The sequence below is a fragment of the Arcobacter sp. AHV-9/2010 genome, assembly GCF_004116575.1.
Lineage (GTDB): Bacteria > Campylobacterota > Campylobacteria > Campylobacterales > Arcobacteraceae > Aliarcobacter > Aliarcobacter skirrowii.
On record NZ_PDKH01000001.1, the window covers coordinates 396,499 to 416,732 of the forward strand.

Sequence of the window (20,234 nt, forward strand, 5' to 3'; positions counted from 1 at the left end):
ATTTTACTCATCAAATAGTATTTGAACTCCATATTCAGGGTGAAGGATTACTTTTTTAAAGTAATCTTTTCTCTCTTTTTGTCCAAATCTTTTTTGAGTTTTAAATTTTAATTCAAGCTCTTCATTGTTTAATAAAGCTCTTATTTCACTATGTTTTAAATAGTGTCCATATCTACTTAAGGCATTTTGCCAAATTCTAAATGAACACTTTGAAGAGCTTGAGAGTTCAAAAAACTCTCCATCTTCGGTAAGCCAAGAGGCATTTGAACAAGCATAAAGCTCTACTTTTTTGCCTCTTACCTCTTTTTTTCTAATCTCTATTTGTCCATCATCACAATATGGACATTTTCCTAAAAACATATTTAGTTTTTAAAAGCTATTACTTCTACTTCAACTAAAACATTTTTTGGTAATGTTTTTACTGCAACTGTACTTCTAGCTGGTGCTGATAAAACTTGAAAATACTCTCCATAAATCTCATTAAAAGCAACAAAATTATCCATATCTGATAAAAAACAAGTTGTTTTAATAACATTATCAAAAGAGCTTCCAGCCTCTTGTAAAATAGCTTTTAGATTCTCCATAACTTGTCTTGTTTGCTCTTTTATTCCACCACTTACAACTTCCATTGTAGTTGGATTTAATGCTATTTGTCCTGATGTAAAAATCAACTCTCCAAAATTAACTGCTTGATTATATGGTCCAATTGCACTTGGAGCTTTTGTTGTACTTATAATTTGTTTCATATTTTTATCCTTTAATTTTTAAAGTGTGTATTATATTTAGTTTTTGCTTTCTTTTACAAAAAACAGCTCAAACTGATTTTTCAAATGAGTTAAAATTTCATCTTCACTTTTACATAATCCTTGACCACTCAATGCTGATTTTACAATAGTTTTTGTGTAATTGTGAATATCATCTCTTTTAAACATCTCATTAATATCAAGCCAAATAGCTTCACTAATCTCTTGTTTATCTTTTACATCTATTTTTAAACTCTTTGGCTTTGCAAGACATAAAACATATAGATTTGATTTATGAAATTGATGTGGATAAAAATGTCCAATAGATACAATCTTAAGAAAATCAACAACAACTCCAGTCTCCTCAAAAACTTCTCTACTTAAAGCTTGAGATATCATCTCAGCATCATCAATATGTCCACCTGGAAGCTTATAATACTCATTTCGTATTTGTTCTTTGATTAGTAAAATCTCATTTTTACTATTTATTACAACAGCACCTACTCCTAAAGTATGATTTGCCAAATTTGGAACTATTGCATTTTGTTTTAAAATTTTTACAAGCAATATATAATCACTATTACAAGAGTGAAAAGTAAAACCAAACTTTGTAGCAATTGGAATAAAGTCTGATTTTTTTATATCTATATAGATCCAAATTAAATTTTTATTATCTTTTACATTTTCTATTAAATCTTTTAAATCTCTTTCAAAATATAAAATATCTTTTGGTAAATCTTCACTTAAAATTGTAATTCCATTGTATGGGTCAAGACTTGTTTTAAAATTTGCTATATATTCAATACTACTTTTCATAATAACTCCTTATATTTTAAACATATTTTATTGGAAGATAAAAATCCAAAATAAACTCACCATCTAAACTTAAAAAATGGTTCTTCTCATAAATCGTATAAGATGGATTTGTTGTTGTTTCATAACCACTATCTATTAACCAAACATGATAAACCCACTGTATTAGTTTTATTACATCTCCATATTTTCCACTTAAACTAAATTTTGCATAAATTCCCTTTGGAATATCCAAAGTTGGAAGAGATAAATCTTTTAGCTGCTCTTTTTCATCTAAAACTGCAATTGCAATATATTGGCAATCTTCAAGTGGAGTAATAATTGGATTATCATGATGCAAAGCCATCTGTTTATAAGATTTTATATCATTTGTATAAATCCAAGTTTGAAGTTTCGCCCATGTTTTTTTAATAGTTTTATCATAACCTTTATGTCTAATATAATAGGCTCTCATCTGTGGCATTTTAACAATTGTTGGCTCAATATTTGAAAAATCCAAATCATTACTAATTGATATTTTCTCAATAATCTTATTTGAATACTCTTTATATCCACCATTTTTCCACTCTTTTGGTGTCATAGAAAATCTTTGTTTAAAGGCTCTTAAAAAAGATGTTTGTGAGCTATACCCAGTCATATTTGAAATATCAGTAATTGTTGAAAACTTATTTGTAATTAATAAATTTGCAGCTTTTTCAAGTCGTATTGACTTAATGCTTTCATAAATATTTTTTCCAAACTCCTCTTTAAAAACTCTGTGAAGATGAAACTTACTAATATCTAATTGTAAACTTAACTCATCTATATTTATATTTGTATCAATATATTTATAAATATAGTTCATTGCATCATTTGCAATTTTTGCTCTTTTTTCATAAGTAGATTTTTTCATAAAGTATTATATCAATAAATGTATATATTTTTAGCAATAATTGCTAATTATAAAAGCATTTTTTGTAAAGTATTAATCTTTTTATTGATGTAAAATTTTAAAAATATTAGTGGTTTCTTTTTAAATTGGAAACCATTTAAAAGGAGATTTTATGAAAAGATCATTTATTAGAGAGATACTTGAAGCTATTGATGAAGAGACTATTTCATTTGCAGGAGGACTTCCAAGTCAAAATCTATTTCCAACTTCTGATTTAAAAGAGGCTTCACTAAAAATTCTTGATAATCCAAAAGTTTATCAATACACAATTAGCAATGGAATAGAAGAGCTAAGAGAGCAAATTGCTTTAAGATACACAAATGAGGGTTTTGCTACAACAAAAGAGAATATCTTAATTACAACAGGAAGCCAGCAAGCTATGTATATATTGGCAAAGTTTTTTGAAAATAAGGATATTACAATCGAAGAGCCTTCATATTTAGGAGCTATGAATATTTTTAGATTAAATAATTTAAAAATGGATGGTGTAAAACTTGAAGATGATGGAGTAAATATTGAAGAGTTTGAAAATAGTTTTAAAAATAGAAAACTTACATACTTAATTCCTGATTTTCAAAATCCAAGTGCCACAACTTATAGCAGTGAGAAAAGAGAAGCAGTTTGTAATATAGTAAAAAAATATGATGGAATATTAATTGAAGATAGTCCATATAGTGAACTATTCTTTGAAAAAAAGATGCCATATATTAGTCAAGCTATCCCAAATAACTCTTTTTTATTAGGAAGTTTTTCTAAAACTTTAGTTCCAAGTCTTAGAATTGGATGGATACGAGCAGACGAAGAGAAGATAAAATCTCTGCTTATTATAAAAGAGAGTATTGATCTTCACTCTTGTGGAATTTCACAATATATTTTGGCTGAATATCTAAAAGATAACGATAAATACGAGAGACATCTACAAGTAATAAGAGATGATTACAAAGAGAAGGCTTTATATTTTTCTAAACAATTAAATTTAATTTTACCAGAGTTTAAACACCAAACACCAAAAGGTGGAATGTTTTTGTATGGTGGATTTGAAGATAAAAAAATTGATACATTTGCTCTTGTTCAAGAGTGTTTAAAGAAAAAAGTTGTTTATGTTCCAGCAAATCAGTTTTATATAGATAAAGTTCCAAATAGTGAGATTAGATTTAACTACACTCACTCAAGTTTTAAGCAGATTGAAGAAGGTTTAAAACTTATAAAATCTTGTTTATAGCTTACAAAACTTTTGCTTTTTTTAGTTTTTTATAGTACCAAAAAGCTAAAATAGCAAGAGCAATTAAAATAACTATAATGATATATCTTAAATACTCTTTTATTAAACCTTCATTATCGCCTAAATAGTAACCCAAGATTGTTAATATAACTACCCAAATTCCAGCACCTAAACTTGTATATAAACAAAATATAAAAAGATTCATTCGAGATAGTCCAGCTGGGAAAGAGATATATTGTCTAACAGCAGGAATTAATCTTCCTGAAAAAGTGGAGATATGTCCATGATTTTTGAAAAACTCTTCCATTTTTATAATAGTTTGCTCTTTTATAAAAAAATATCTTCCATATTTTATTAAAAAAGCTCTCCCAAATTTAATAGCTAAATAGTAGTTAAATAGTGCTCCAGCAAGTGAACCCAAAATACCAAAGAAAATTACGAAATAGATATTCATCTCACCTTTATAGGCCAAATATCCAGCTGGTATCATTACAACTTCTGATGGAAATGGGAAAAAAGAACTCTCTAAAAACATCATTATAAAAATACCCGCATAACCAAGTTGCCCAACAGTTTCTACAATGAAATTGATTATTTGTGATAACAAAGTTTTCCTTTTTTAAAAAAGTAAAAAAAAATTGAAGTTTTTAGAGAGTTTATTTTTAGAAGAAATTAAGGCAAAGAGCCTTAATTGTTATCTTTTTAGCTCTTTAATTTTCGCAGCTTTACCTTTTAGTGTTCTTAAATAGTTAAGTTTAGCTCTTCTTACATCACCTTTTCTTAACACTTCAATAGTTTTTAAAGATTCACAATATAAAGGGAAGATTCTCTCTACACCAATATTATTTGCTCCAAGTTTTCTAATAGTAAAAGTAGCATCAACACCGTTTCCGCTTCTTCCAATTACTACACCTTCGAAAGTTTGAACTCTTTTTTTCTCACCCTCTTTAATCTCAACACCAAGTCTTAGTGTATCTCCTGCTCTGAATGCTGGAACTTCTTTAGAAGCTATTTGTGCTGCTTCAAAGCTTGCTATGTATCTGTTTTTCATCGTTTTTCCTTACTAGGTCTATAATATTTTGTCTTACAAATTGACATCTGGAATTTTAAGTCGCAAATTTTACTATGGTTTCCCTTTAAAAATTCTTTAACGACACTAATATTTTCATAATTTTCTGGTTTTGTAAAAGATGGTGCCTCTAAAAGATTGTTTTCATAACTCTCTATTTCAAGCGAAGCCTCATTTCCAAGCACTCCTTGAACATTTCTAGATATAGCATCAGCCATAACTAGTGAGGGAAGCTCTCCACCTGTTAAGATATACTCTCCAATAGAAAACACTTCATTAGCATACTTTTCAATAACCCTCTCATCAATTCCCTCATATCTTCCACTTACCATTACTATATTTTTTTTCTTTGCAAGTCTTTTTGCATCATTTTGACAAAAAGGTTTAGCAGCAGCTAGTGGAAATATAATATAAGCATCTTTATCTTTTTTTTTAATCTCATCTAGGCAATCAAAAAGCGGTTGACAAGATAGAAGCATTCCAGCTCCTCCACCAACCATAGCATCATCAACTTTTTTGTGCTTGTTTGTTGTAAAATCTCTAGGATTATAGAACTCATAGCTTATTAAATTTGATTCAACTGCTCTATTTAAAATAGAATCTTTTAAATATGGTTCAATTAAATTTGGGAAAAGTGTAACAAAAGTAAACTTCAAAATAAAATTCCAATCAATTTTTTTGTTTGGAATGTTATCATAATTTTTTTTATATATTATTAAGTATAAATAGTATAGATTTCGCATCTAATATTATGAGGAGTAAGTTTTTTGAAAATTAAAGGCTTTGGAAAAAAATATTTTACACTAGCTTCAATTCAAGCGTATGCAACAGCACCAAAATTGCATGCAATATTTACTTCAATAAAAACTAATATAAATGAAAAACTCAAAATCTCTTCAAATAGCGATGATGAGGATGAATTATCCAAAGATATTGAACAGAATCTATTAGCTTTTAATCTAATAAATTCTAAACCTTGTCACTGTGATTGTCTATTTAGAAGAAAAACAGCACTTGCTGTAAGACTTTTTCAATTTATTCCTAGATGTCCATACTATACAACATATTTTGCATTTAGAAGAACTGGCGTACATCCACCACAACTATCATTTTAATAATCGTTAAAAAATTAATATTAAATCATTTTTAAGTCCGAAAAAGACAATTTTACCCGATTGGTAAAAATCTATGATTTTTGGTACCAATCGTATGTAAACTCTTGTCGTAAGAGGATTTAAAATAAGATTTTTATTTTTTCATATTTATCAAGTTTTGTTATCTACATTTTTTGTAGAGAATTAAATATTTTTATTAAAAGGATTAATAATGTCAAAAAATTATGTAATAGGATTTCCACGAATTGGAGAAAAAAGAGAGCTTAAAAAAGTTTTAGAAGATTTTTGGGCAAAAAAAGTTGATTTTAGTGAAGTAAAATATGTGGCAGAAAATTTGCGAAAAAGACACTGGAATTATCAAAAAGAGGCAAAAATAGATTTCATAGCTTCAAATGATTTTTCACTATATGACAATATGCTAGATACTTCAATTCTTTTAGGAGCAATTCCAAAAAGATTTGAAAACTTAAAAGATGAAGAGTTATATTTTGCAATGGCTAGAGGAAATGAGACTTGCGTTGCAATGGAGATGACAAAATGGTTTAATACAAACTATCACTATATAGTTCCAGAAATCTCAAAAGATACAACATTTAAACTAAATAGTAAAAAAGTAATAGAGGAGTACAAAGAGGCATTAGAGCTTGGAATTAACACAAAAATCAATTTAATTGGTGCAATTACATATCTTGGACTTTCAAAAAGTGTTGATAATAGTGATGTTTTTGCACATATTTCTAGTGTTGTAAAAGTTTATAAAGAGCTTTTAGAAGAGATTTCAAAATTAAATAGTGAAGTTGTTGTTCAATTTGATGAGCCTTTGTTTGTAAAAGATTTAGAATCAAAAGTTTTATCACTCTTAAAACCAGTTTATGATGCTTTGGCAAATGTTGCATCAAATATTAAAATAGTAGTTACTACTTATTTTGAGCACTCAAATGAAGCTACAAAAATATTAGTAAACACTCCTATTTGGGCTTTAGGATTAGATTTTATTCATGGAAATAAAAATTTAGAAGCTCTTGAAGTGATTAAAAACTCAAATAAAGTTTTAGTTGCAGGTGTAATTGATGCTAGAAACATTTGGAAAAGTAATTTTGAAGATAAACTAAATCTTTTAAATAAAATCTCAAATGTAGTTTCAAAAGAGAATATCATCGTAGGAACTTCTTGCTCACTTTTACATGTACCTTTTACTTTAAGTTATGAAGATAATTTAGATAAAGAGATTAAATCGTGGTTAGCATTTGCAAATGAGAAATTAAAAGAGTTGAATTTGGTTTCAAAACAGTTTTTTGGCTCAAAACTATCTTTAGAAGATATTGCAAATATTGAAAAGAACAGACAAGATAATATTCAAAGAAAAGTATCTACTAAAATTCATAATAGAAGTGTTCAAGAAGAGATTAAAAATCTTAAAATTTTTGAAAGAGTTGATAAGTTTGAAGATAGAATAAAAGTTCAAAGAGAGTTTTTTAAATATGATGCACTAACAACTACAACAATTGGTTCATTTCCTCAAACACCACAAATTAGAGAGAATAGAAAACAATATAAAGCAAATGCTATTTCAAAAGAGCAATATGAAAATGAAATCAAAAAATATATTGATGATTGTATTGCTTTCCAAGATGAGATTGGTCTTGATGTATTAGTTCACGGTGAGCCTGAAAGAAATGATATGGTTGAATATTTTGGGCAATTATTGGATGGATTTGCATTTACTTCTAATGCTTGGGTTCAATCTTATGGTAGCCGTTGTGTAAAACCACCTTTAATTTTTGGAGATGTAAATAGACCAAAGGCTATGACAGTTGAGTGGATAAAATATGCCCAAAGCAAAACTTCTAAGATAGTAAAAGGAATGCTTACAGGTCCTGTTACAATTCTTAACTGGTCATTTGTAAGAGATGATATATCAAGAGATGAAGTTGCAAAGCAAATCGCACTTGCAATAAACAAAGAGGTAGATGATTTACAAAATAGTGGAATAAAAATGATTCAAGTTGATGAAGCTGCATTTAAAGAGGGTTATCCACTTAGAGTTGAGAATATAAAAGCTTATGAAAATTGGGCTGTAGAGAATTTTAAATTAAGTGTAAGTAGTGCAAAAGCTGACACACAAATTCACACACATATGTGTTATAGTGAGTTTAATGATATTATAAAAACTATTGAAGCTATGGATGCAGATGTTATCTCTATTGAAACAGCAAGAAGTGGAAATAGACTTTTAAAAATCTTTAAAGAAGTAGCATATAAGCAAGAAATTGGACCTGGAATTTATGATATTCACAGTCCTAGAGTTCCTAGTGTGCAAGAGATGGTAAATCAAATAGAAGCATTAATTGAAGTTTTACCAAAAGAGCAGTTATGGATAAATCCAGATTGTGGATTAAAAACTAGAAAATGGCCAGAAGTTAAAGAGAGTCTTAAAAATATGGTTGAAGCTGTAAAGATTGTAAAAAATAGTTAAAAGAGTAAAAAATAGAGTCAAATTGACTCTATTTTTATATCTATTTTAAATAATATTATCTATATAAAAACTACTCTTTAATCAAATTTCGTTAGAATTTTCAAAAAATTTTCAAAAAAGATGCCAAATGATTACACTAAACGATATAAAAGATGCCAAAAAAAGGCTAGAAAATACAATATCAAAAACACCGCTTATGAAAGCTCCAATTTTAAGTAAAGAGAAGAGTGCCCAAATCTATCTAAAAGAGGATAATCTTCAAATTACTGGAAGCTTTAAATTAAGAGGTGCATTTAACAAGGTTGCAATGCTTGATAGTGCAAAAAGAGAAGCTGGAGTTGTAGCTGCAAGTGCTGGAAATCATGCTCAAGGTTTAGCTTTTGCAGCTCAATATTTTGGTTGTGTTGCAACTATTTTTATGCCAGAAGCAACTCCTCTTACAAAAGTAACAGGAGTAAAGTCTTATGGAGCAAATGTTGTTTTAACAGGTGAGAATTTTGATGAGGCGTATGCAAGTGCTAAAAAATATGCAAAAGATAATAACAAAGAGTTTGTTCACCCATTTGCTGATGATGAAGTAATTGCTGGTCAAGGAACTATTGCTTTAGAGATTTTAGAAAATATAGAAGATATTGATCAAATTATTGTACCAATTGGTGGTGGTGGATTGATTTCTGGTATTGCAATTGCAGCAAAAAGTATAAATCCAAATATAAAAATAACTGGAGTAGTTGCTAGTGGTGCAAAAGGTATGAAAGAGTCTTTTGAAGCTAGAATGCCAATTGATTCAAGTAGTGTTCGAACAATTGCTGATGGAATTGCTGTAAGAGATGTAACTCCAAAACTTCTTGACATTATATTAGAGTATGTTGATGAGATAATTGAAGTTAGTGATAATGAGACTGCAAATGCAATTTTATTTTTACTTGAAAAACATAAACTTATGGTTGAAGGTGCAGGAGCTGTTAGTGTTGCAGCAATTATGCATGATAAAGTTGATATAAAAGATAAAAAAGTTTGTGCAGTTGTTAGTGGTGGAAATATTGATGTTACAATGCTTTCACTAATTATTGAAAAAGGTTTAATCAAATCTCATAGAAAAATGAATCTAATTGTTACACTTATGGACAAACCAGGTGCTTTAATGAAACTAACAGAACTTTTTACAAAATGTTCTGCAAACATAGTTCAAATAGATTTTGATAGAAACTCTTTAAAATTAGAGTTTGGTGAAGCACATGTAACAATTGCCTTAGAGACAAAAGGAAAAGAGCATCAAGAGCAAATAAGTGAAAAATTGAAACAAGAGGGATTTAGATTTAAACAAATTTAGATTAATTTTTTATATTTATAAAGATTTTAGAAAACAAATATTATAATCCTCGCATAATTTAGTAATTGTAGAAAAGAAAAAAGGAAAAAAATGGAAGGAAGACTGTTTACATTTTTAGGTTCTATTGGTGGACACGACCAAGTGTGGATAATTTTATCTCACTTTGTTTTAGTTATTCTAATTGTATTTGGAGTTTCAAGATTTGCTACTAGAAAACTTCAACTAGTTCCAACTGGTAGTCAAAATGTTATGGAAGCATTTGTTGGTGGTATTGTTGCTATGGGTAGAGACTCTATGGGAGATAAAAATGCAAGAATTTATATGCCACTAATTGGTTCTTTAGCATTAATCATCTTTGTTAGTAATATGATTGGAGTAATCCCAGGATTTGAAGCTCCTACAAGTAACATTAACTTCACAGCTGCTTTAGCTTTAATTGTTTTTGTTTATTACAACTATTTGGGAATTAAGAAAAATGGTTTTATAAACTATTTTAAACACTTTATGGGACCTATGCCAATATTAGCTCCTTTAATGTTCCCAATTGAGATTATTTCTCACTTCTCAAGAATTGTTTCTCTATCTTTCAGGTTGTTTGGTTCTGTAAGAGGAGATGATATGTTCTTAATGGTTCTATTAATGCTTACTCCATGGATAGTACCAATCTCTGGTTTCTTCCTTTTAACAATAATGGGTGTTTTACAAGCATTTATTTTTAGTATCCTAACTTATGTTTATATAGCTGGATCTATTATGATGGAAGAAGAGCACTAAGAGTTTTTCTTAGTCTACAAAAAAGGTAAGATAGAAGCTATCTTACCTTTTTTTATGCACTTAAATCTCTATTAAATCTGCACTGCTCTCTTTTAAATATACTAAATAAGCTTTTACATTTTCTGTCTTAAAAATATCACTAATAGCTCTTTTATAATAGTTTACTTGTAGTTTATGACTTGATAAAATATCACTTGTAGTCTTATAATCTATAATTGTGTAAAAACCATCTTTATATAATAGTAGATCTATTATTTTTAACTCATTTTTGTAGATTAAAGATTGTTCATGAACTTTTAAAGAGTTATTTATTAAATTCAAAAATTGACTATTTTGTATTAAAAGTTCAACTCTTTTTTCAATAGTTTTAAAATCTTCAATAGATAAATAACTTAAATATCTACTTTTTGATAGTTGTAAAGAGTAAGTTAAATCCTCTTTTGTAAAATCGTTCATCATCTCTAAAGTGTAGTGAGTTGCCAATCCTAAATATTTTGCTTTTAAATAATCATCTCCTAGATTTAAATCCACTTTAATTTTTTGCTCTTGTTTACCAAGGTATAAAGCAGAATACTCTATCTTTTTAACACTTTTATCAACTTTTATCTCACTACTTTTTTCTAAAACTCCATTTTTGTAAGATTTTAAATTTAAGATATCAAATACAGATGATTTTGTTTTTTTAAATAGAATTAAATTTGATTTAGCTCTAGTTAATGCTACATATAAAACATTTTTTTCATCATCCAAAGATAGACTTTTCTCTTTTTCTAAAGCTTTTTCATACTCTTTATCAAAACTCTCTAAACCAGCAATTTTATAAAAAACTTTATCTATTTGCATATTTTTGTAGCTAAATAAAAATGAACTTCTATCATGATTTTTTCTTTTTATTCTATCTAGCAAAATAACAGTTTGAAACTCTAAACCTTTTGATTTGAAAATTGTTAATATTTGTAATCCACTATTTTCACTATTTTCAATACTACTTTCAAGCTTATCAATTCCATAAATAAACTCAACTATATTTTTGAATTTAGTTGTATCTTGCATTAGTTTTACTACATTATCATCTAACAACTCAAAAGAGTTTGCCAATAAATAAATAGTCTCTTCAACGCTTTTTTCTTTAAATTCAAAATCTATATCTAAAGAGCTATTAATATTTTTCCCAATAATTGCATTAAAATTCTCTTTGTAAATCTCCTCTTTAAAGTAGAGATATTTTATTAAATTTATTACTGCTTTTACATTTTGTGCATTTATAAGTTTTGAACTCATATCTGTACTTATTTTTATATTTGGTAAAGCCTTTTTTAAATAGTAATATAGATTTAAAACATCACTATTTGTATAACATAAAATTGCAATATCACTTTGATTTACTCCACTATCTAAAAGCTCTTCAATCTTTTTTGATATATTTAAAAATTTATCATCAAGCTCTAAACTATCATCTTCAATAACCTCAACAAAGCCACCATCTTTTATACTATTTTGAACTTCATACTCAAAATTATCCAATTTTGTAAATAAAGAATTTACAAAATCAACTACAACTTTGTTTGATCTATAGTTTGTATTTAAACTATTTAAAGATATTTGACTATTTTGTTTTAATACATAATCAAAAAGCTCTTTATTTCCGCCTCTAAATCTATAAATGCTCTGTTTTGGATCTCCAACATAAAAAAATGTCTTAAATTTTTCGCTATCTCCTGAAATTATCTCTTCTATTAGTGGTTTTAATATCTTATATTGCAAAATTGATGTATCTTGAAACTCATCTATTAATATGTGATTATAGCTACTATCAAGCCTAAAATATAGAAAATCTCTATCTATTTTTGAATTTAAAAGCATATAAACCATATTTGAAATATCATTAAATTCGTAGTAGTTTTTTCTTTTATTAAACTCAAATTTAAACTCTTTAAACTTATTAAAAAGTTTAAAAATTTTACTTAAGCTATAACTAGCTCTTACTTTATAATATTTTAAAAAAAGCTCTTTTAGATTTAAAAACTCATTATTTATAGTCTCATTCGCACACTTTTTAAAATATGAGTACTCAAATAAACTATTTTTTTGTATCCAAGTTTTTAAAAATAGCTCTTCAAAATTTGTAAAATCAACTGCTTTTATTGCACTATTACTAGCTTCACTACAATTTAAAAAATGCTCTTTTATTTTAAAAGAGCATTTTAAAATCTCATCTTTTAATAAATCAATCAAAGATCCATCAATCTCTAAAGTATCAAACTCTTCATTCTTTTCTATTAAACTTTTAAACAAAGTAAACAAAGAGTTAAATTTTTTACCCTCATATAGTGAAAAATCGACCAAATCTTTAAAACTACTCTCATCTAAAGAGTTCAAAAAGTGATAACCTAAAAGCTCCTCATCATCACTTAAAATCTCAAAATCATCACTTATTCCAGCATAACCACCAAACTCTTTTAAAATCTTATTTACAAACTTATCAATTGTATATATACTTAAACTAGAGTTTGAAAATAGATTTAATAGACTCTCTTTTTTACTTAAAATCTCATCTTCACTTAAATTTGAAACTCTTGAAATCTCATCTAAATAGGCTTTATCATCTCCTAAAGTTTGCAAAGTATTTAAAACTCTTTGACTCATCTCAGCTGCTGCTTTATTTGTAAAAGTCAAAGTTAAAATCTCATTTGGTTTTGCATCTAATAAAAGTAGTGTAATGTATCGAACAGTTAGTGCAAAAGTTTTTCCACTTCCTGCACTTGCTTTTAATGCTAAATATTTTTCCATAAATAGATTTTACTATAATTCTTTTTTAAAAGCGATTTTAAGATATAATCAAAGCTTTAAAATCTCTAAGGAGTAAAATTTGGCTCAAACAAATCAAAAAGTTCAAACTCTAATTGATGCTATTCCATACTTTAAAAAATTTTATGGAAAAGTTGTTGTAATTAAATATGGTGGAAGTGCACAAACAAGTGATGATTTAAAAGATAAATTTGCACAAGATATTGTTTTATTAACACTTTTAGGAATAAAACCTATTGTTGTTCACGGTGGAGGGGCAAGAATTACAGAGCTTTTAACAAAACTTGAAATTCCATCATCTTTTAAAGATGGATATAGAGTTACTTGCAAAGATAGTATGAGAGTTGTTGAGATGGTTTTAAGTGGTGAGATAAATAAAAATATCTCTTCTTTATTAAACTATCACGGTGCAAAAGCAATTGGTATATCTGGAAAAGATTCAAATCTTATTAGTGCTGTTGCAAAAGATAATGGAGCTTTAGGATATACAGGAGATATAACTTCGGTTAATGGTGAAATGCTTTTTAAACTAATGAATGAAGGATTTATCCCAGTAATTGCTCCCATAGCAAATAGTGATGAACCAAATCACCCAGGATACAATATAAACGCAGATGTTGCTGCTTGTAAAATTGCAATGGCAGTAAAAGCTCAAAAAGTAATATTTTTAACAGATACTATTGGTGTTTTAAATAAAAGTGGTGAGCTAATCCAAACTTTAGATAAGCAAAGTGTTGAGATATTTAAAAAAGATGGAACAATTGCTGGAGGAATGATTCCAAAAGTTGATTCATGTATAGAGGCTATTCACAATGGTGTAAACAAAGCACATATTATAGATGGTAGAGTTGAACACTCAATCTTACTTGAGCTATTTACAAGTGATGGAATTGGAACTCAATTTATTAGAGTTGATAATCCAAACAATGGTGTAGATATTAAAAAATTGTTAAATAATTAAAAGGAATAGAGTAATGAATTTTATAGAGACTAGAGGAAATGATGGAGTAAAACCACTAGAAGTTAGTTTTAGTGAAGCTATTTTAAATCCAAGTAGCTCTTTTGGTGGACTTTATGTACCAAAAAATTTACCAAATTTAGGTGAAAATTTTATTGAAAATCATATAAGTAAAAGTTACAAAGAGCTTGCATTTGATATTTTAAAAGCTTTTGAAATAGATATTGATGATAGTGAGATTAAAAAAGCACTTGATTTATACGATAATTTTGATAATCCATCAAATCCAAGTCCTGTTGTAAAAGTTAAAGATGATTTGTATGTAAATGAGCAGTATCACGGTCCTACAAGGGCTTTTAAAGATATGGCACTTCAGCCTTTTGGATCAATTTTTAGCTCAATTGCACAAAAAAGAGGTGAAAATTATCTAATTTTGGCAGCAACAAGTGGTGATACAGGACCAGCTGCACTAAGTACATTTAGAAATAAAAAGAATATTCAAGTTGTTTGTCTATATCCAGATGGAGGAACTTCTGATGTTCAAAGACTTCAAATGGTTTGTGAAGATGGAAAAAATCTAAAAGTTTTAGGTATTAAAGGAAATTTTGACGATGCACAAAATGCTCTAAAATCTCTTTTAGCTTCAAATAGTTTCAAAGCAGAATTAGAAAAAGATAATATTAAATTAAGTGCTGCAAATAGTGTTAATTTTGGAAGAATTATTTTCCAAATAATCTATCACTTCTGGTCATACTTAGAACTTATTCGTCAAAATGCTATTAAAAATGGTGAAAATATATATTTAGTAGTTCCAAGTGGAAATTTTGGAAATGTTCTTGGAGCATATTATGCTCAAAAGATGGGTCTTTGTATAGAGAAACTTTTAGTTGCTTCAAATGAGAATAATATTTTAACACAGTGGATTAATACTGGAGTTTATGATATTAGAGGAAAAGAGCTAAAGCTTACAAAATCACCTGCAATGGATATATTAAAATCTTCAAACATAGAGAGAGTTATTTTTGATCTATTTGGAAGTAGTAGAACAAAAGAGTTAATGGAAGATTTAAACAAAAATAATATATTTACAATGACAAAAGAGGAGACAAAAGAGTTACAAAAATATTTTAGTGCTACTTTTAGTAATGACTCATTTGGTAACGATACAATAAAAGAGTTTTTGGATAGTGGATATTTAATGGATCCACATACTGCAACTTGTATAAAAGCTTACAATGAATTAAGAGAAAAACCTTTAAAAACTGTTATTTACTCTACAGCTGAGTGGACAAAATTCTCACCAACAGTTCTAAATGCACTAAATAAAAATAGTGTTAAATATAGTGATAAAGAGGCACTTGAAGAGATTAGTACAAAGTTCAGTGCCTCTTTACCTCAAAGCATAAAAAATCTATTTAACTCAAAAATTATCCATAATTTGGTTATAAATAAAGAGGATATTGAGAGTGAAATTATTAAATTTATTAGAAAATCATAAGATTTTCTAATAATTATAAAACATAAACTAATCTTACTTTTCTACACATTTTGTTAATCTTTCATTTAACATTTTGATACAAATCAATAACTCTTAAGATTCTTTATACTAAAATCTAGCCTGATTCTAATTTTAAAAAAAGGAAGCCAAATATGTCTAACAATACAAATAGACGAGATTTTATCGGTTACTCATTTGTGGCAGTTGCCGCAGTTGGTGGAGCCGCATCTCTTTATGGTATGAAAAAGGTGTGGGATCCACTTCCTAGCGTTTTAGCTGGTGGATTTACAAAAATTGATTTGAGTGCATTAAAAGCAGGAGAACCAGAAACATTTACTTGGAGAGGAAAACCTATCTTTGTTTTGAAAAAAACTGCAGATATGGAAGATAATAAAAGAGATTTAGTAGTAGGAAATGATAGATTTACTGTTGCTATAGGTCTTTGTACTCATCTTGGATGTATTCCTGCATGGAAAAAAAATGAGTGGAAATGTGCATGTCACGGTGGAGTTTTTAACGCAAGTGGACAACAAACTTTTGGACCACCACCAAGACCACTTGATTTACCACCATTTGAAGTTGAGGGAAATACTTTAGTTCTTGGAAATGAAGGACCTGAATATAAAAAAATCGCTGAAGCGATGATGGCATAAGGAGCAATAGATGGCAAAATTTGAAAAAGCTAACTCTGTTGGTGAGTGGTTAGACCAAAGGTTAAATGTAAAAGCTATTAACAAAGTTATGATGACTGAGTATTGGATTCCAAAAGATATTAACTTCTTATGGGCAATGGGTGTTTTATTAGCTACTACATTTACTATTTTAGTTGTTTCTGGACTGTTCTTAATGATGTACTACAAACCAGATATAGCATTAGCATTTGATTCAGTAAACTATACAATTATGCAAGAAGTTGCTTTTGGTTGGCTATTTAGACATATTCATGGTGTTGCAGCTTCTGTTGTATTCTTACTTATATATATTCATATGCTTACAGGTATCTACTACGGTTCATATAAACAAGGTAGAGAGATGATTTGGATTTCAGGAATGTTACTATTTGTTACATTTAGTGCCGCTGGATTCTCTGGATATATGCTTCCTTGGGGACAAATGTCTTACTGGGCTGCTATGGTTATTACAAACTTATTTGGTGGAGTTCCTGTTATTGGAGATGCACTAGTTGTTTGGATTAGAGGTGATTTTAATGTTGCTGATGCAACACTTACAAGATTCTTTATGTTACATGTATTCTTATTACCAATAGTTATTATGGGTCTAATTGGATTACACTTCTATACACTAAGAATTCCTCATGTAAACAATCAATCATCTGATGAGATTGATTTTGATGCTGAAGCTGAAAAATATTTAGCTGGAAATAAAAAAGAGTCAAAAGTTATTCCTTTCTGGCCAATCTTTATATCAAAAGATTTAGCAGTTCTTGGAGTATTCTTAATATTCTACTTCTACTTAGTATTCTTCCACTATAGCTTTGCAATGGATCCAGTAAACTTTGATCCAGCTGATCCAATGGTAACACCAGCTCACATCTACCCAGAGTGGTATTTCTTATGGTCATATGAAGTTTTAAGAGGATTCTTCTTTGATATTGCTGGAATTAAAGCGTTTGACCTTGGTTTAATTGCATTTGCATTTGCAAATGGTATTTTCTTTGTACTTCCTTGGTTAGATAGAGATAATAAAATTTTACCAGCACACAAAAGACCGTTATTCTTCATTTGGTTCTGGATTTTAGTTGCAGATTTAATTGTACTAACAGTTTATGGAAAACTTCCTCCAACAGGTGCAAATGCATGGGTAGGATTCTTCGCGGCTGTTATATTTATATTACTGTTTATTCTACTTCCAGTAATTACGAAACTAGATCAAAAAAGAAGAGGATAAGACATGAGAGAATTAAAAATATTAGCAGTAGTAGTAGTATTAACTCTTATTACTTACTGGGGAGTTGAGCCATTTGCTCACTCACAAATGCATCCAGCTGTATCAAATCCTAATTTTGATTTAGTTCAAGCAGATGCTCAAACTTCAAAACAGAGTGTTGAAAAAGCTCAAAAAGCTTTAGATGAAGCTGTTAAAGGTGGAGACGAAAAAGCTATTAATAATGCAAAAGCTGATTTAGCAAAAGCTATTGAGTTTGAAAAAACTATAAATGAATTCTGGGCAAGTAACAAAGAGGCTATCGAAGCAAAAGGTAATGTTGCAAATGGTCAAGTTCTTGTAACTTCAAACTGTACAGCTTGTCATAGTATTGAATCGCAAGGTTTCCCACAAATTATGGATAATGCAACAACAGCAGCAGCTTACGGTGTTGCTACTCCTGATTTAGGAAGCTCTGGAAAGATTTATACTAAAGAGTTTTTAGTAGGATTTATAAAAAATCCAGCACTTACATCAAAAGTTTCACATAAATTTGAAGATGGAAAAGTTCATCCAATGCCAGGATATGACTGGATGAGTTCTCAAGAGATTGCTGATATGGTTGCATATTTACAATCAATTGCTCCAAAAGAGATGACAAACAAAGAGGTTTTTGTTGATTCTTGTCAAAGATGTCATGGTTTAAAATATGCTGATATGCAAAATGGAACTATGAGTGCATTTACACCAAGTGAAAACATTAAAAACTATATGGGGAAACTTCCTCCTGATTTATCTCAATATATAATTAGTAGAGGACCTGATTATTTAGGTAAATTTATCAATGATCCTCAAAAACTACTTGAAGGTACAGCAATGCCAAGAGTTGGTTTAACACAAGAGGCTCAAGATCAAGTTATTAAATATATGGAAGAGATTGGTGCATCTAAAAAAGCTCAAAGAGAAGAGTTAGGACCTAAATTTTTAATCTATTTTGTAATTTTTGCAATTATTGCATTCTTATGGAAAGCAAAACTATGGAGAGATGTTCATTAAGAACATCTTTCTAAAATTAGGAGAGAATAAATGAAATTATTAAAACTACTATTTATTGCAACTTTTGTTACTACATTTTTAAATGCTAGTGATCCAATGCAAAAATCAATGTCAGTTATGGAAAAAGGTATGAACCTAATTCAAAAAGGTTTTTTAAACAATAATCTTGATTTAATTAAAGAGGGAAATGAACTTGTAAAAGAGGGAAATGAACTTTTTTCTGATAGAAAATTAATTGCTAAGTATCTACCAGAGAACAAAAAACATATGGTAAATATTGCAGAGAACGCATCAAAAAGAATTGCTTTAGATGTTGTTGAACTTGAAGAGAGTTTAAAAAACAAAGCTTATATTAAAGCTGCTAACTCTTACTCAGATATGCTAAATGCATGTTCTAACTGTCACTCAATAGTTAGAAGTTGGTAAAATTATAAAAGAGTAGAGATACTCTTTTATAACAATATTTTTGCTGTTGCACTTACAATTGCAGTTTCAGATCTTAAAATCAAATTAGAATTAAAACCTACAACAAAATCTTTATTAAAATTATCCTTTTCTCTTTTTGAAAATCCACCTTCACAACCAATAACTATAGTATCTATATCATCTTTTTTATCATCTATAAAACTATTTGAAAAATCAAGAATATATGATTTTGGATTTTGTGTTAAAAAACTATCTAGCGATTTAGAGATTTCAAGTTTTATAATACTACTTCTTCCACATTGACTTGATGAGTTAATTAATATTTTATTTAACTTTTCAAGATTTATTTTAAAATTCTTTTGAGAAAAATCACTATACACAAAAGTTATCTTATCAACTCCCATCTCATTTAGTGAAGATATACTTTTTTCAACTGTTTTTGGATCAACAACACACCAAACTAGATGGAGTTTTCTACTATTTTCTATAACTTTTTTTTCACTATCTATTAAAGTTAAAGTTGCACTTTTTTTATTTATCTCTACAATTTTATACAAATATATAAAATCATCTTCTAAATTTCTAAAATATATCTCATCATTAATTTTATGTCTTCTTGCTTTTATTATATAGTTGTAGTTCTCATCAACTAGCTCTAAAATCTCATTTTTAGAAGATTTATCATAAATAAACTGCATTAAAATACCATGCTAATTAAATAAACAGAAGTTAAAACTAAAATCTCTATCATATAAACTTTTTTTGCAAATTTATAAAACTCTTCTTGAAGTTTTATATCTGCAACTTTTATAACTCTTTGTTTTTTATATCTTTTTATCTCAATTACAAGCAAAAAGATTGAAGCTGGAATCATCAAAGCAATTGTAAAATTAAAGTGGTGAGCATAAAAAGCAACTATAGTTCCTGTGTAAATTACAATTGCATTGCTCAAATGATATATTGGTGTCATAAATTTTAATCTTTTTGCTAAAACCATAAAGTTTTTTATTGTAAAAACTGAATATAGATTAAATAACATAATTGCTAAAAAAATATATATTGTATAAATATGTGTTGTAATTGCACTTTGCATCAATTCCATATAGGTTTATCTCACTTTTAAAAATT

General features: G+C 28.3%; 21 protein-coding genes. 11 read left to right on the plus strand and 10 right to left on the minus strand.

The annotated features are described in order from the left end of the window. Positions 1-3: 3 nt before the first annotated feature. Genes CRU94_RS02090 through CRU94_RS02105 form a run of 4 tightly spaced genes read right to left on the minus strand, consistent with a single transcriptional unit; the run spans position 4 to position 2,448 of the window. On the minus strand, positions 4-360 hold the full coding sequence (locus CRU94_RS02090; protein ID WP_129105168.1) for a hypothetical protein: 357 nt from the start codon (positions 358-360) through the stop codon (positions 4-6). Between the two features lie 2 nt (positions 361-362). Further along, positions 363-746, minus strand: a complete 384-nt coding sequence (locus tag CRU94_RS02095; RefSeq protein ID WP_129105169.1) for a RidA family protein — start codon at positions 744-746, stop codon at positions 363-365. Between the two features lie 36 nt (positions 747-782). Continuing rightward, positions 783-1,559, minus strand: coding sequence for an NUDIX hydrolase (locus CRU94_RS02100; protein ID WP_258237354.1), 777 nt, complete (start codon positions 1,557-1,559; stop codon positions 783-785). Between the two features lie 16 nt (positions 1,560-1,575). Beyond that, a complete protein-coding gene (locus CRU94_RS02105) occupies positions 1,576-2,448 on the minus strand; it encodes an AraC family transcriptional regulator (RefSeq protein WP_129105171.1) in 873 nt (290 codons plus the stop codon). Positions 2,449-2,599: 151 nt separating this feature from the next. On the opposite strand from CRU94_RS02105, the gene CRU94_RS02110 reads away from it, so the two are divergent. Continuing rightward, a complete protein-coding gene (locus CRU94_RS02110; protein WP_129105172.1) occupies positions 2,600-3,709 on the plus strand; it encodes an aminotransferase-like domain-containing protein in 1,110 nt (369 codons plus the stop codon). A 1-nt stretch (position 3,710) separates the two neighbouring features. On the opposite strand, the gene CRU94_RS02115 is transcribed toward CRU94_RS02110, so the two are convergent. The 3 genes from CRU94_RS02115 to trmD form a co-directional block, all read right to left on the minus strand. Next, positions 3,711-4,316, minus strand: a complete 606-nt coding sequence (locus tag CRU94_RS02115) for a DedA family protein (RefSeq protein ID WP_129105173.1) — start codon at positions 4,314-4,316, stop codon at positions 3,711-3,713. A gap of 87 nt (positions 4,317-4,403) precedes the next feature. Beyond that, positions 4,404-4,760: a 50S ribosomal protein L19 gene (rplS, locus tag CRU94_RS02120; protein ID WP_129105174.1), complete on the minus strand. Its 357-nt coding sequence runs from the start codon at positions 4,758-4,760 to the stop codon at positions 4,404-4,406. Then, the gene (gene trmD, locus CRU94_RS02125; RefSeq protein WP_129105175.1) at positions 4,757-5,434 is read right to left on the minus strand and encodes a tRNA (guanosine(37)-N1)-methyltransferase TrmD; all 678 of its coding nucleotides are present in this window, start codon (positions 5,432-5,434) and stop codon (positions 4,757-4,759) included. Before trmD ends, rplS begins: the two co-directional genes overlap by 4 nt. Positions 5,435-5,545: 111 nt before the next feature. Between trmD and CRU94_RS02130 the strand changes: the two genes are divergently transcribed. The 4 genes from CRU94_RS02130 to CRU94_RS02145 all read left to right on the plus strand — a co-directional run bounded on the left by CRU94_RS02130 (position 5,546) and on the right by CRU94_RS02145 (position 10,476). Next, positions 5,546-5,893: a hypothetical protein gene (locus tag CRU94_RS02130; protein ID WP_129105176.1), complete on the plus strand. Its 348-nt coding sequence runs from the start codon at positions 5,546-5,548 to the stop codon at positions 5,891-5,893. Between the two features lie 211 nt (positions 5,894-6,104). After that, a complete protein-coding gene (gene metE, locus CRU94_RS02135) occupies positions 6,105-8,369 on the plus strand; it encodes a 5-methyltetrahydropteroyltriglutamate--homocysteine S-methyltransferase (RefSeq protein ID WP_129105177.1) in 2,265 nt (754 codons plus the stop codon). Between the two features lie 127 nt (positions 8,370-8,496). Further along, the gene (gene ilvA / locus CRU94_RS02140; protein WP_129105178.1) at positions 8,497-9,702 is read left to right on the plus strand and encodes a threonine ammonia-lyase; all 1,206 of its coding nucleotides are present in this window, start codon (positions 8,497-8,499) and stop codon (positions 9,700-9,702) included. A 90-nt stretch (positions 9,703-9,792) separates the two neighbouring features. Next, a complete protein-coding gene (locus tag CRU94_RS02145) occupies positions 9,793-10,476 on the plus strand; it encodes a F0F1 ATP synthase subunit A (protein WP_129105179.1) in 684 nt (227 codons plus the stop codon). A 60-nt stretch (positions 10,477-10,536) separates the two neighbouring features. Here CRU94_RS02145 and CRU94_RS02150 read toward each other — a convergent pair whose 3' ends face one another. Continuing rightward, entirely contained in the window at positions 10,537-13,266 is a 2,730-nt protein-coding gene (locus tag CRU94_RS02150) for a RecB-like helicase (protein ID WP_129105180.1), read from the minus strand. A 79-nt stretch (positions 13,267-13,345) separates the two neighbouring features. On the opposite strand from CRU94_RS02150, the gene argB reads away from it, so the two are divergent. The 6 genes from argB to CRU94_RS02180 all read left to right on the plus strand — a co-directional run bounded on the left by argB (position 13,346) and on the right by CRU94_RS02180 (position 19,106). Beyond that, positions 13,346-14,245 (plus strand): acetylglutamate kinase, encoded by a 900-nt coding sequence (argB, locus tag CRU94_RS02155; RefSeq protein WP_129105181.1) that lies wholly within the window; start codon positions 13,346-13,348, stop codon positions 14,243-14,245. A gap of 13 nt (positions 14,246-14,258) precedes the next feature. After that, positions 14,259-15,740: a threonine synthase gene (gene thrC, locus CRU94_RS02160; RefSeq protein WP_129105182.1), complete on the plus strand. Its 1,482-nt coding sequence runs from the start codon at positions 14,259-14,261 to the stop codon at positions 15,738-15,740. Between the two features lie 152 nt (positions 15,741-15,892). Further along, a complete protein-coding gene (locus CRU94_RS02165; protein WP_066162731.1) occupies positions 15,893-16,393 on the plus strand; it encodes a Rieske 2Fe-2S domain-containing protein in 501 nt (166 codons plus the stop codon). A gap of 10 nt (positions 16,394-16,403) precedes the next feature. Then, positions 16,404-17,648: a cytochrome b gene (locus CRU94_RS02170; RefSeq protein WP_129105183.1), complete on the plus strand. Its 1,245-nt coding sequence runs from the start codon at positions 16,404-16,406 to the stop codon at positions 17,646-17,648. A gap of 3 nt (positions 17,649-17,651) precedes the next feature. After that, positions 17,652-18,680, plus strand: a complete 1,029-nt coding sequence (locus CRU94_RS02175; RefSeq protein ID WP_129105184.1) for a c-type cytochrome — start codon at positions 17,652-17,654, stop codon at positions 18,678-18,680. A 30-nt stretch (positions 18,681-18,710) separates the two neighbouring features. Beyond that, on the plus strand, positions 18,711-19,106 hold the full coding sequence (locus CRU94_RS02180) for a hypothetical protein (protein WP_129105185.1): 396 nt from the start codon (positions 18,711-18,713) through the stop codon (positions 19,104-19,106). A 26-nt stretch (positions 19,107-19,132) separates the two neighbouring features. On the opposite strand, the gene CRU94_RS02185 is transcribed toward CRU94_RS02180, so the two are convergent. Both CRU94_RS02185 and CRU94_RS02190 read right to left on the minus strand, forming a co-directional pair. Beyond that, positions 19,133-19,804, minus strand: coding sequence for a 16S rRNA (uracil(1498)-N(3))-methyltransferase (locus CRU94_RS02185; RefSeq protein ID WP_129105186.1), 672 nt, complete (start codon positions 19,802-19,804; stop codon positions 19,133-19,135). Continuing rightward, a complete protein-coding gene (locus tag CRU94_RS02190; RefSeq protein WP_129105187.1) occupies positions 19,804-20,208 on the minus strand; it encodes a hypothetical protein in 405 nt (134 codons plus the stop codon). Before CRU94_RS02190 ends, CRU94_RS02185 begins: the two co-directional genes overlap by 1 nt. Positions 20,209-20,234: the final 26 nt, after the last annotated feature.

What these genes read in the sequence shown, in the direction of transcription:
- CRU94_RS02090 (WP_129105168.1), bottom strand. Translation starts at nt 360, where the DNA reads ATGTTTTTAGGAAAATGTCCATATTGTGATGATGGACAAATAGAGATT.
- CRU94_RS02095 (WP_129105169.1), bottom strand. Translation starts at nt 746, where the DNA reads ATGAAACAAATTATAAGTACAACAAAAGCTCCAAGTGCAATTGGACCA.
- CRU94_RS02100 (WP_258237354.1), bottom strand. Translation starts at nt 1,559, where the DNA reads ATGAAAAGTAGTATTGAATATATAGCAAATTTTAAAACAAGTCTTGAC.
- CRU94_RS02105 (WP_129105171.1), bottom strand. Translation starts at nt 2,448, where the DNA reads ATGAAAAAATCTACTTATGAAAAAAGAGCAAAAATTGCAAATGATGCA.
- CRU94_RS02110 (WP_129105172.1), top strand. Translation starts at nt 2,600, where the DNA reads ATGAAAAGATCATTTATTAGAGAGATACTTGAAGCTATTGATGAAGAG.
- rplS (WP_129105174.1), bottom strand. Translation starts at nt 4,760, where the DNA reads ATGAAAAACAGATACATAGCAAGCTTTGAAGCAGCACAAATAGCTTCT.
- metE (WP_129105177.1), top strand. Translation starts at nt 6,105, where the DNA reads ATGTCAAAAAATTATGTAATAGGATTTCCACGAATTGGAGAAAAAAGA.
- ilvA (WP_129105178.1), top strand. Translation starts at nt 8,497, where the DNA reads ATGATTACACTAAACGATATAAAAGATGCCAAAAAAAGGCTAGAAAAT.
- CRU94_RS02145 (WP_129105179.1), top strand. Translation starts at nt 9,793, where the DNA reads ATGGAAGGAAGACTGTTTACATTTTTAGGTTCTATTGGTGGACACGAC.
- CRU94_RS02150 (WP_129105180.1), bottom strand. Translation starts at nt 13,266, where the DNA reads ATGGAAAAATATTTAGCATTAAAAGCAAGTGCAGGAAGTGGAAAAACT.
- thrC (WP_129105182.1), top strand. Translation starts at nt 14,259, where the DNA reads ATGAATTTTATAGAGACTAGAGGAAATGATGGAGTAAAACCACTAGAA.
- CRU94_RS02165 (WP_066162731.1), top strand. Translation starts at nt 15,893, where the DNA reads ATGTCTAACAATACAAATAGACGAGATTTTATCGGTTACTCATTTGTG.
- CRU94_RS02170 (WP_129105183.1), top strand. Translation starts at nt 16,404, where the DNA reads ATGGCAAAATTTGAAAAAGCTAACTCTGTTGGTGAGTGGTTAGACCAA.
- CRU94_RS02175 (WP_129105184.1), top strand. Translation starts at nt 17,652, where the DNA reads ATGAGAGAATTAAAAATATTAGCAGTAGTAGTAGTATTAACTCTTATT.
- CRU94_RS02180 (WP_129105185.1), top strand. Translation starts at nt 18,711, where the DNA reads ATGAAATTATTAAAACTACTATTTATTGCAACTTTTGTTACTACATTT.
- CRU94_RS02185 (WP_129105186.1), bottom strand. Translation starts at nt 19,804, where the DNA reads ATGCAGTTTATTTATGATAAATCTTCTAAAAATGAGATTTTAGAGCTA.
- CRU94_RS02190 (WP_129105187.1), bottom strand. Translation starts at nt 20,208, where the DNA reads ATGGAATTGATGCAAAGTGCAATTACAACACATATTTATACAATATAT.